This window comes from Thermostichus sp. MS-CIW-38 (genome assembly GCF_054058415.1).
Window position 1 is genome coordinate 43,228 of sequence record NZ_JBSSAH010000019.1, and the last position, 11,607, is coordinate 54,834.

8 protein-coding genes are annotated in these 11,607 nt (G+C 59.3%); 1 reads left to right on the top strand and 7 read right to left on the bottom strand.

The features are described 5' to 3' along the window. Positions 1-154 precede the first annotated feature (154 nt). The 7 genes from grpE to ACVWXZ_RS08310 form a co-directional block, all read right to left on the bottom strand. On the bottom strand, positions 155-892 hold the full coding sequence (gene grpE, locus ACVWXZ_RS08280) for a nucleotide exchange factor GrpE (RefSeq protein WP_414407151.1): 738 nt from the start codon (positions 890-892) through the stop codon (positions 155-157). Between the two features lie 156 nt (positions 893-1,048). After that, a complete protein-coding gene (locus ACVWXZ_RS08285) occupies positions 1,049-2,710 on the bottom strand; it encodes a bifunctional metallophosphatase/5'-nucleotidase (protein WP_414349860.1) in 1,662 nt (553 codons plus the stop codon). 40 nt (positions 2,711-2,750) lie between these two features. Beyond that, positions 2,751-3,971 (bottom strand): DUF445 domain-containing protein, encoded by a 1,221-nt coding sequence (locus ACVWXZ_RS08290; protein WP_011434466.1) that lies wholly within the window; start codon positions 3,969-3,971, stop codon positions 2,751-2,753. 66 nt (positions 3,972-4,037) lie between these two features. Further along, on the bottom strand, positions 4,038-4,964 hold the full coding sequence (locus ACVWXZ_RS08295; protein ID WP_457482379.1) for a hypothetical protein: 927 nt from the start codon (positions 4,962-4,964) through the stop codon (positions 4,038-4,040). 134 nt (positions 4,965-5,098) lie between these two features. After that, complete coding sequence (locus tag ACVWXZ_RS08300) at positions 5,099-6,853, bottom strand: S-layer homology domain-containing protein (protein WP_457482380.1); 1,755 nt, start codon at positions 6,851-6,853, stop codon at positions 5,099-5,101. Positions 6,854-7,027: 174 nt separating this feature from the next. Continuing rightward, a complete protein-coding gene (locus ACVWXZ_RS08305; protein ID WP_457403960.1) occupies positions 7,028-8,068 on the bottom strand; it encodes an NADP(H)-dependent aldo-keto reductase in 1,041 nt (346 codons plus the stop codon). Positions 8,069-8,153: 85 nt separating this feature from the next. Then, positions 8,154-9,908 (bottom strand): hypothetical protein, encoded by a 1,755-nt coding sequence (locus ACVWXZ_RS08310; RefSeq protein WP_457403958.1) that lies wholly within the window; start codon positions 9,906-9,908, stop codon positions 8,154-8,156. Between the two features lie 443 nt (positions 9,909-10,351). Between ACVWXZ_RS08310 and ACVWXZ_RS08315 the strand changes: the two genes are divergently transcribed. Continuing rightward, the gene (locus tag ACVWXZ_RS08315) at positions 10,352-11,473 is read left to right on the top strand and encodes a PP2C family protein-serine/threonine phosphatase (RefSeq protein WP_457403957.1); all 1,122 of its coding nucleotides are present in this window, start codon (positions 10,352-10,354) and stop codon (positions 11,471-11,473) included. Positions 11,474-11,607: the final 134 nt, after the last annotated feature.

Below are 11,607 nucleotides of genomic sequence, written 5' to 3' on the forward strand. Positions count from 1 at the left end.
CTCAACCCAAGAACGCGATTCCACGGATCTTAAAAGCATTCTGCCCAGAATCCCGCAGAAACCTTCAGACGTTGCTTTCGTCTCCGTAGCTTTACTGTAGCGTTTCTGAGACTGCTCTGGCTCTGTTTGTCAAGGTTCAAGTGAGCAAGTTCGGCTAGGAAGGTTGGGGGTTTTGGGGAGAGGCGGGCGTGTTTTCCGGACCAGCTTCGATGGTGGCTTGGGCTGGGGGGGATGGTTCAGAGCTGGGGCTGCCCGCCGAGACGGCCACCATGGCATGACGGATCACCAAGTCCCCCAGCTTGTAACCTGGCTGATATTCGATGGCTACCACATCCTCGGGATAGTCTGGGCTGGGCTGACGGGCTATGGCTTCGTGCAGGTTGGGGTCGAAGGGCTGGCCCACCGATTTCATGCGGGAGACGCCCATCTTCTTCAGGCATTCCACCAGCAGGCGGTAGACGCTCTGGTAGCTGTTGTGCAACTCCCGCTCGCGGTCGGTTTCCAGCTTCAGCTGCTGCTGAGCCCGCTCAAAGCTGTCCACAACAGGCAAGATCTCCAGCACAAATTTCTGCCGTTCTTTTTGGCTGAACTCTTCTTTTTCCCGCTGGGTACGCCGCCGGTAGTTTTCAAAATCGGCGTAGAGGCGCAGGTAGGCGTCTTCTTTCTCTTTGAGTTGCTGGCGGACAACTTCCAACTCGTGCTGGAGCTGCTTGAGAGCTTCACCGGGATCTGGAGAAGGCTCAGCTGCGGTTTCTCCGGAGGAGGTACCGGCTTCTGCTTCGCTATCTTCCAAAATCAGCTTCTCCAGCTCTGCCTCTACGTCGATCTCTTCTTCCTGTAGTTCAGGATAGGTATCTTCTGGGGCCATCGGTTGCTTCTCTTCGGCAGTCATGGGCGATGTCGGCAAGTGTTAGCAATGAGCAGTGACTCGGATATCCCCAGTTTGGCAGTTTCAAAACCGCCGCTGCACTCAGCCAAACCAGGCTCTGTGTTGATCGTATTCTACCGGGTTCTCTTTCAGCCAGTTGAAGTCAATATCTTTTCTTTCCTAGCCGACCAGCAGATGTTCCCGTGGCCGGCCCAGGCAATCGGGGAAGTAGATCTTGGCCAAGTCGGGGATTAGGCGCCAGTTGGGGCTGTAGATGGGTTGAATGGGGGAGTGGGTGTGAATATAGTAGACCAGAAAGTCGCGGATGCTATCGGCTGAGATCCACAGGGTTTGGGCTTCTTGGAACATGCTGTAACCGCCGCCGCCGCCGGCTCGGTAGTGGTTAATGGCCAGGCGAAAGGTCTGTGCTGGTTCCACCGGCTGTCCGCGGAATTGTAAGGTCACCAGGCGCTTTCCTACGGGGCGGGTGAGATCGAAGCAGTAGTCGATGCCGTGGTAGAGGTCGAAGGTGTAGCCGCGGGCTTCGGGGGCCACGACGGCAGCAGGATCGGCGGGAAGGTGATTGGGATCCAACTGGCGAAAATAGCCGGCAGTCTGTTCCAGGGCGCGCCGCAGAATATCTCCGGTGATCTCCAAAACGCAGAGGGTGTTGTCGTAGACGGTGAGGCTGTAGGCATCTTGCAGGGAGATGGGGCCTGCTGACAGGCCGGCGCTGCTGCAGATGTTGACCAGGGAGAGCTCTGCGGGGAATCCTGCCTCCCGCACTGCTTGCAATTGGGCCTGATGGAGCAGCTCTGCCAGAGGGTTGGCCCCCAGACGGGCTGCCAGACCGCCGCTATAGGCAGAACGGGCTTGGCCAATGGGCTGACGGATGTAGCGCAGGGTGGCTTGATGATAGGGCTCTGTCAAGGCCAAGAGTTCGGGATCGGGAGGGATCCCTTCGGCGGAGAGGAGCTGTGCGCTTTTGCTGATGATTTGCCAGCGGCTGCCCTGGCGCTCCAGCTCCAGGGATACCTGGGAGAGGTGGCTGCCCCAATAGCCGGGCTGCACCACTAGAGCTGGGGATCCCCCCAGACCGGCGATGGTCTGGTGGGTATGGCCGGAGAGGATGACGTCAATGCCGTCCAGTTCGGCCAGGGCCAACAGTTCGTTTTCCCCTGCCAGGCTTTTGTTGCTGCACCAGCCGGAGCGATCTGGGTTGTGCCAATGCTCAGGGGTGCGCAGGGGGGGCAATTGGTTGGGGCCGCTGTGCAGGATCAAGATCAAAACATCCACCTGAGGTCGCAGCAGCGACAGGTAGTGTCGGGCGGTCTCCAACAAGGGGGCAAAGCGCAGCCCCGCAATGTAGTCGGGTCGCTCCCAGGTGTCGATGCGGGGGGTGGTCAGCCCTAGCAAGCCAACGCGAACCCCGGCCAATTCCCGGATCAGGTAGGGCTGGAAGAGGGGATCCCCATTCTGGCGGAGGATGTTGGCGCAGAGCACCGGACAGCGGAGATCGCCGATAAAATCCTGGAGAACTTGCAGCCCAAAGTTAAAGTCGTGGTTGCCGGGGGTAAAGGCGTCGTAGCCCAAGGCGTTGAGGGCATGGGCCAAGGGGTGGGGAGAGACGCGCTCCACTTGCGCATAGTAGCTGCCTAAAGGGGATCCCTGAATGGTGTCGCCGCTGTCGATGAGCAGGACGGGATCCTCACTGGCTGCTCGCACGCGCTTGATGAGGGTGGCCAGCTTGGCTAAACCGTGCTCCGCAGGGATCCCGGTGAAGTAGTTCCAGGGATGTAGATTGGCATGGAGATCCGAAGTGTGGAGAATTGTTAATCGCATTCTCATATCATAGCCAAAGTCAAAGCCCAACCCAAACTCGTCAGCCCAGCAAGAACAGCACCTGCACACAGCCCACCAAAAAGCCGAGGAGGCCGCCTAAGTTGACGATGGCCTGGAGTTCTTGGCGCACGATCTGCTGGATGGCCTGCTCCAGGTCGGCAGGGGAGGTGGCGTTGACTTTATCGGCAATGACCTGATCCAGGTTCAACACCGGGATCACCTGCATCATCAGGGATTCGAGATCCCGTTCTAGGTAGCGCTCCAAGACCAAAGCCAGGTCGGCGCTGATCTGATCGATGGAGGTGATCAACGCCTTGGAGTTGCGCAGGCGTCCCAACACCAGGCTGGCCACTTTTTCCCAATCGATGGTCTCCCCCAGCCCTTTGATAACCTCTGGCCCTTGGCTGCGCAGGTAATCTTGGATCCCGTCGCGGAGGGCACGGCGCAACTGACGCACGGCGGAAACCGGCAGGTTTTGCAGCGAGAGGTTCTGCAGGATCTCGGTCAGGCGGCGGGAGGCGTTGATGTCTTTGAGCAGATCTTCCAAGATGGCTTCTGCCCCTTCCGGCTCTTCTAGACAATAGGTGCGCAGGCGCAACAGGGCATTTTTCAGGCCGAACAAGTTGGCCACCACCCAGTAGGAGCCGGTCGCTCGTTCACGAAACTCCTCGTCAAGGGATTCGATGTTGCGATCGGTGAGAAAGTCCACCAAGTTCTGCCGCAACACCTTTGGGGGCAGCGCCTGCTTCAGGATCCACTCCGAGAGCTGCTTAGCCTGCTCGCTGCTGAGGCGCAGCTCCAGCAACACCTGGTCAAACAGTTGGTTAATGGGCCCTTCCAAAAAGGTTTCTTGGCGGGCAAGCACCTTCACCAGGCGGGGCAACGACTCGTTAAACAGGTCGGCTAAAATGCGCGCCAACACCTGAGCAGTTTGCTGCTGTTGCTCAGGGTTTTGCAGCCGATCCAGGGCTACCCCCAGCAGCCAGCGGATCCCTGCTTGCATGCGCTCGGTTTGCAGCAGCTTACGGGCCAGATTGTGCAGTTCCTCCGGCGTGAGCAGGGATCCCATGATGGTCTTGGCGATCTGCTTGGCCAGACGAGGCTGGTTCTGCGGGATCAGGCCGGGGGTAAAGGGGATGCGCCAGCCGAAAACCCGATAGGGGCGGTAGGGCCGGAACAGCATTTTGATGGCAATGTCGTTGGTGAAATAGCCGATCACCAGCCCGGCCAGCGGGGGCACAACGTAGATCCAGAAGGCCATGGAAGCAATTGAGGGTGCTCTCTTCTACTCTACTGACCTGCCCCAGCGCAAGAGAGCGTTGACCAGTTATTGGATGATCAGGCTATCGGTCAGTTCCAGCTCCACCAACGTATTGGGCTGTAGCGTCACCACCCGGTCGATATTGGTACTGCCTGCCGCAGCACCTGCCAAGCTGCCGGCCAAGATCGGCAAAAAGCCCCATCCCCCCGTGAGGATCCCCAAGGCCAACCCACCTGCTGCCCCATAGCCTGCCCCGCGGGCTACAGTTGTGCCGACATCGGCGTTGCGATCCAACCCGACTGGTAGCGGCGCAGATTGGCCTCTCACCAAGTAGGTGGAAGAGCCGATGGTGAGGCGGTTGGCCACAAAGCGGCTGCCGACGACCCGCTCTTGGGGATCGGCGCTCTCCGCCTCCCGGCCAGACAACTTCAGTTCTCGGTAAACCGGCTCAAAAGTGCCCCACACCACACTCCCTGCCGGGATCACCACCTGGCCAAAGCGATCCACCACCGGCTCGGAGACTTCCAGGTGGCCGTTGATGGCCTGGTAGGGCTGGAAGGTGATGGGGCGGTAGACCGTGAGGAGAATACGGGTGCCGGCAGGCAGCTCGCCCCGCGTGGCTCCAGGGAGATCCCCACCTGGACTGAGGTCGGGCCGACGTTGATAGGAATAGGCCTCGCCTTGGGGGAGTTGTCCACCTGGGGCCGCTGGAACGGGCACCACCGGGATCGGATCCAAGGCCGGAGCTGTGGGATCCAGCGGCATTTGCGGCACCTGAGGTACAGGCGGTAGGGCCGGTGGGGCGGCAGAGCTGGGGGAGGGCGGAGCACTCAGCAAGGGCAAGGTAGGGACGGGATCCCCCCTGGGGGGCACCGGCTGAGGGGTGAACTCGAACTGCTGAGCAGCAACCGGGGTAACGGCACCGGCTATCAACACCCCCCAAAAGGAACTCCTCTGCAACAAATGCAGGAACGGCTGCAAGGTTGAGCTCATGGATCCCATCCGGTCGCAACTGGCAGTAGCTTAACATCCTGCCCCGCTTGTGCCCACTAGATTTAGTAGGTATTAAGGGATCGGAAGCTCTTAAAACACTATTGAGCCTGTTCGGGGTCTGGATCGAGTTTTCCCTAGGGGCTGGGGGAAGGAGAAGGAGTCGGTCCGCCGGGATCCCCTGGCTGGGGGGCTGGGGATTCTGGCTTAGGAGACTCTGTAGCCTCACTCTCCTGAGCCTCGGGGCTGGACTCCGGCTTGGGTTCTGCAGGAGACCGTCCTTCTGGAGAAGGAGAAGGTGAAGGCTCCCCGCCAGGCTGTGGAGTCGGAGTGGGTGTGGGGGTCGGTGTTGAAGTCAGGGTGGGTGTAGCTTCCGGCGTGGGTGTGGGAGTAGGCGTAGCTACCGGTGTTGGGGTTGGCGTTGGGGTCAGAGCTGGAGTCGGCGTTGGGGTCGGTGTGGGTGTCGCTGCTGGTGTTGGGGTTGGTGTTGGGGTCGGTGTGGCAGTGGGCTGGGCGGCCTGCACCTGGAAAGACCACTGCTGGATGGTGGTGTTGCCGCTGGTATCGGCAATTTGGACGGCAATTAAGGTCGGTCGATCGGTGGGCAGCGGCTCGGCTGGGGTGTAGGCGAAGCCGGTGCGGGTGAGCTGGGCTTGGGCGGTGACATCCACATTGTTCACCAGCAAGGTAAAGCTATTGAGGTCGATTCCCTGGTCGTCCTGGAAACGGGCTGAGATGGAGGGGCGAGAGTTGTCGGTTAGGGATCCGTTGGGAGGGGCCAGTTCGCTGATGGTGGGGAAGGTGGTGTCGGTCACCCGCCCGATGGTGATGGTCTTATCCGGCAGCTGCACCAGGGTTACCAGTCCATCCCGCTCCAAGCGGGCAAAAACAGGCGCTTCTGAGGCCCGGTCTTGGCTGCGGAAGGTGTAGCTGCCCTCGTATTGCCCTGGGCGGGTTTCCTGCAGTGGCAGGTTGTAGGCAATGCCGGGGATGGAAAACGATCCCTGCGCCCCTGGGGATCCCAGCAAAAACACGGTAATCGTATCTCCTGGGTTTACAGATCCCAGCTCTTCGCGGGCAAAGAAGGTTCTCACCTCTGGGGCGGCGGGCAGCGTTTCTACCAGAGGCTCAATGGGAATGTCTGGCGTGGTCAGGGGTTCGGGCGTAGGAGTGACCTGGGCAAGGAGCTCGGTACGGATCCCAGGGCCGGGGATGGCAGCCCCCACCGGCGGATCCAAATTGGGTACTCGACCCACCTTGGCCAGCGCTTGGTAGGTAAGGGCAGCCACTTCCCCCCGCGTGGCCACCGCCTGGGCATTCAATTGAGTGGGGTTGGGGTAGAGCACCAACAGCCCTTCCTGAACCGCTGTCGCGATGGGGGCGCGGGCAAAGTTGGGAACCAAATTGGCATCGCCAAACCCGGCCAGGATCGCGTCAATTTGGCCGGCATCTTCGATGAGCCTGCCGTTGGTGGCTGCACGGGTTAGGACGGTGATGGCTTGTGCACGGGTGAGCACATCGTTGGGACGAAAGGTGCCGTCCGGAAAGCCGGAAACAAACCCTGCCGCTGCCGCCGCGCCGATGGAGGGAGCCGCCCAACTGGGAATGGGATCGGCAAAGGAGCGCACAGGAACGTTGGTATCTAGGCCAAAAGCTTTGGTGACAATGACGGCAAATTGGGCACGGGTGATGGACTCGTTGGGACGAAAGGTGCCATCCGGGAAGCCGCCGATGATCTGCCGTTCATTCAACCCAGCAATGTACTGGGCACCCCAATAGGTGCTGATATCAGAAAGTTGGGCCCAAGCGGGATCCCCAAGCCAGGCCAAGCTGCTGCAACTGATCACCAGAGCCGCAGTCTTCCAGCCCTGCCAAAGGGAAAGCTCACGCATCGTTCACACCTCAGGTTCTGGGTACGGGATTTACAGTCTTGGATCCCCACTCTCGGTTGGGAGGGGCCCTGGAAGTTGGCCGGACAGAAGTGTAGGAGAGGATGATCCAAACCGCACATCCAGACGAGGAAACCTTCTGAAAAGTTCTATTTGGCCGTCGGTTTCGCCAACCTTTCAGGGGGCAGGATTGGGGTAGCGCTGGTGCACCGCCTCGATCTCCGCCAGGAGCTGCGGGGACAGCTCCACATCCAGGCAACTGAGGTTCTCTTTGAGTTGGGTCAGGCTGGTGGCCCCAATGATGGTGCTGGTGACAAACCAGCGGCTGCGCACAAAGGCCAAAGCCAACTGGGCCGGTGTCAGACCGTGCCGGCGGGCAATTTGCACATAGGCGGCCACCGCTTCTTCCACATTCGGCTTGCGGTACCGCTGGCCAAAGCCTTCAAACAAGGCCAAACGGGATCCCGGCGGCTTCACCCCCCCCAGATATTTGCCCGTCAGCAGCCCAAATCCGAGCGGGCTGTAGGCCAGCAAGCCCACCTGCTCGTGGCGGCAGACTTCCGCCAGGCCCATTTCAAACGTGCGGTTGATGAGGCTGTAGGCATTCTGAATCGAGACCACCTTGGGCAACCCCAGTTGCTCGGCCACCTGGCAGAACTTGCTCACCCCCCAAGGGGTTTCGTTGCTCAGGCCGATGTAGCGAATGAGACCCTCTTGCACCAATTCCGCCAGAGCCTGCAACTGCTCGGCAATGGGAACGGTGGGCCGCTCCTGGCTGGGATCGTAGGCAACGCCCCCAAACAGGGGCACGTAGCGATCCGGCCAGTGGATCTGGTAGAGGTCGATGTAGTCGGTCTTCAGGCGCTTGAGGCTGCCGGCCACCGCCTGCTTGAGGTTGTCGCGGGTAATGGACAGGGATCCGCCGCGAATCCAATGCCAGGGCCGACCAGGGCCGGTGATCTTGGTGGCCAGGATCAGGCGATGCCGCGGTTGGTGTTGCAGCCACTCGCCGATGTAGCGCTCGGTGGATCCCTGGGTTTCCGCCCGCGCCGGCACCGGGTACATCTCGGCGGTATCGATGAAGTTGATCCCGTGCTCCACCGCGTAGTCGAGCTGTTCGAAAGCCTCAGACAAAGTATTCTGCTGCCCAAAGGTCATGGTGCCCAGGCAGATCTCGGAAACTTGCAAAGGGCTGTGGCCAAGCTGGCGGTAGCGCATGGGGAATCTCCATCTAGACAGCGCGCCAGTCCCCATTGTGCCCAAAACCTGTCGGCCTACGGGATCCCCCGCTATGCCCCCGTTCCTATTTCGGTGCGGATCCCAGCAGGGGAACGTACTCGCGGTAGAGCTGACCCAAAATTTCCAGACCAATGCGGGTGCGGCTATCGGGGGGGCGAGCCTCAATGGCCGCCTTGACTTGTAAAATCGTGCCCACCGGATAGGGGGAGCGCAGCTCCTCCCGCTTGCCCAAAAACACATCCGTAAAGTAGTCGATCAGCCGCTTGACTTCCCCCACGTCTTTGCGGGAAATGTCCATATCCAAAACGGTGGTCAACTTGGCCCGCATAGCCTGAAAACTTTGCTGGCCGGTGTTGAGGGCCACCCGCTTGGCCAGGCTATCCACCACAATTTGGGTGATCTTCTCCACATTTTGGGTGACGATTTCTCGGTGGCGGGCGGCAAAGCGCAACTGAACCTCATCCAGGAATCGTTCTCGTTCCAGAATCTGGATGCCCTGTTGCTCCAGATCCACTCCATAGCTTTGCAACTGCTTGTACTGATTCAAAACCCATTGGTTGTAGAAGGAATCGGCCAAAACTCGCCAATAGCCGATGAGGGTGGCCTCGGCAGAGGGAACGCTGACCAAATAGGCCTCGCTGGTGATCAGGCGCAAATGCTCTGTCAGCTCATCTCGCTCCTTCTCATCCAAGTAGGAGGTGCGCGGCACCCAAACTGCCCCGTACTCGCTTTTCACTTCTCCGGGCAGGGATCCGAAGAGGGTGTCAAAAAACTGATGAATGCTGAAGAGGAGAAACTTTCCCGGATCCTGAAGGCGGTTGAGCAGTTCCTGTTTTTTCTCCTCCTGATATTGGGCCACCAATTGCTGGGCCTCGGCGATCTGGCCGCGGGCCACCTCCACATCTTGCCGCAGCTTTTCAATCTCTTCTGAGCTCACCATCTCAACGCCGGCAGGCTCCCGTTCCCCGCTGAAATAGCTGCCCCCCAGCCCGCTGCCCCCAATGCCCACCAGGGGAGCGTCGCTGTCGTTGTCCAGGGTTAGAAGGCGAGCAAGAGCCTGGAGTCGAGCCTGCCGATTGGAGGAGCGCAGGGATCCCAGCTCCACCGGATCCCCACTTTCCCAACCGTCCAGCCCGCCGATGCGGTAGAGCGTGTAAAAATACTTGCTGAGCAGAAGCGCCAGCAGATGCCTGTTCTTGACCTCGTTGTACTCCAGGTAGGCTCGCAGACACAGTTGGAAGGCGATGTTGGGCAAGCTGCGACACACCTTCATAATCTGGGTGTAGACCCTTTGCAGGTGAGGCCGAAAGCTGCGTGGGATCGCCTCGGGCCGTAGGCCGCGCAACAAGAACTCCTGCTGGCGCAGATCTTGAGGGGTAAAGTAAAAACTTTCTTGCCAAAGCAGCTCATCCAAGTCACGGGCAAAAATCGGTTTCAAATGGTCGATGATTTGCACCACAACCGACTCGGTGAAGACCGGTATAATCTTTTCGATGTGAAGCTGATCGTAAACGGAGCGCAGCCGCTCGCTGCGGAAGTCTTCGATGGAGATCAGCCCCTTCATGGTTCCGATCCGACCATCGCTCAGCAGGAACTTATAGACCACTTCGGCAGTGGCCCCTGGGGAGAGAACAAGAGTTCCCGTCAAGTCAGGGCAGATTTGCAGGGGGCGTAGCAGGCGACTGGTTTCACTGACGCTGAAGCAACTCCAAGCTGCCGGGTTTAACACCACCGACGATAGGGAGGCCAACAATTGCTTCTCGTCCAAGTCCTCCAGCCGAATTTCTCCCCTGTGAGCTTCGCTAGGTCCCGGAGGCAAGCTCGCCCGCGAATCCTGAACGGCGGAAGGAGATAAGGATGGGGGAGATGTGCTCATGCGGTAAAGGCTATTGAATCTTAACGTTCACTCTAAGTCGGCGAAGGATGGATGAGTGTGATCTGTATCTCTGTATCCAATGAAAGTCTCTCAAGAAGAATCTGCCCAGAATCTGCCTCGAATTGTCTCCCGCCACCAGTATCTGGAAACGGTTAGCTTTTGGGTAGCGTGCAACCACGGTTTTGAGGATCCACAAATCGATACGTACCTTCAGCTCTGATGGATGAGGCTGCTGAGGCTTCACCCCTTTGTCGTGGACTGCTTGCCGAGCTGGTTTTCCTGACGCAACGCCTAAGCTACGATAAAAGGTCTGCCTACCAGTATGGGGTATTGGGCTGGAGTTGGGTTTGGATGCGTTTTGACTTTGGGATTGGGGTGCAGCGGTCATGGCGGCCATTTTGATTGTCGACGACGATCCGACGATTCGGCTGGTGTTGAAGCGATCCCTGGAACGACAGGGCTACACCGTGGAGATGGCCAGCAACGGTTCCGAGGGGCTGGAGCAAGCCCACCTGCTGGTGCCGGGGCTGATCATCTGTGACTGGATGATGCCGGACATGGATGGGCTGGAGGTTTGCCGACGCATCAAAGCCGATCCCAAGTTTTCCACGACGTTTTTTATTTTGCTCACCGCCCGCACTGAGGTGGAAGACCGCATCCAGGGCCTGGATGCCGGAGCAGATGAGTTTCTAAGCAAGCCCATCGACCCCAATGAGTTGCGGGCACGTGTGCGAGCCGGATTACGCTTACACCAGCTCAGCTATGACCTGCAGCAGCAAACGGCCAGGTTACGGGCAGAATTGGCCGAGGCGGCCAGCTATGTGCGTTCCCTCCTGCCGGAGCCAGCCTATTTCCCCGACTGCAAAGTGGCTCTCGAGTGGCGCTTTTTGCCCTCCCAGGAATTGGGGGGAGATTCGTTTAACTATCATTGGCTGGATGAGGAGCACCTGGCCATCTATCTGCTGGATGTGTCGGGGCATGGGGTGGGATCCGCTCTGTTGTCGGTGTCGGTGATGAACCAGTTGCGCACTCAAGGCTTGGCCGATGCCGATCCCCGCCAGCCGGACGCGGTCTTGCGCGCCCTCAACCACTCTTTTCAAATGGGATCCCACCATGAGATGTACTTCACCCTTTGGTATGGGGTTTATCAGCCGGGATCCCGTCTGCTCTCTTTTGCCAGTGCCGGCCACCCACCTGCCCTGCTCATCCAGGGTCAGGATTCGCTCCTGCTGAAGACTGCCAACTTGCCCATTGGCATTTTGCCCGACCTCACTTTTCAAAGGGATCAGGTGCGGATCCCGGAGAACAGCCATCTCTACCTGTTCAGCGATGGAGTTTACGAAGTCATAAACCCGCAGAGAGAACTCTGGGGGCTGGACAATTTGATAGCCCTGCTGAGCAAGAGCGCTGACGGTGGCCTGGATCAGGTGATCCATGAGGCCCAATCCTTTCAGGGGCGGACGGACTTTGAGGATGATTTCTCCCTGCTCCGGATCAGCTTTGGTTAGAGGTGGGTTGTGGCTGTTTCAAGCTGCTTTGAGGCGATCCCCTGACCAAAAGGCGCGGCAAGCCCCGTCCTTCAGGGCGGGGAAGGATAGCGCCGACCGTAGCCGACGCCCTTTAAAAACGCAGTGTCGGCCAT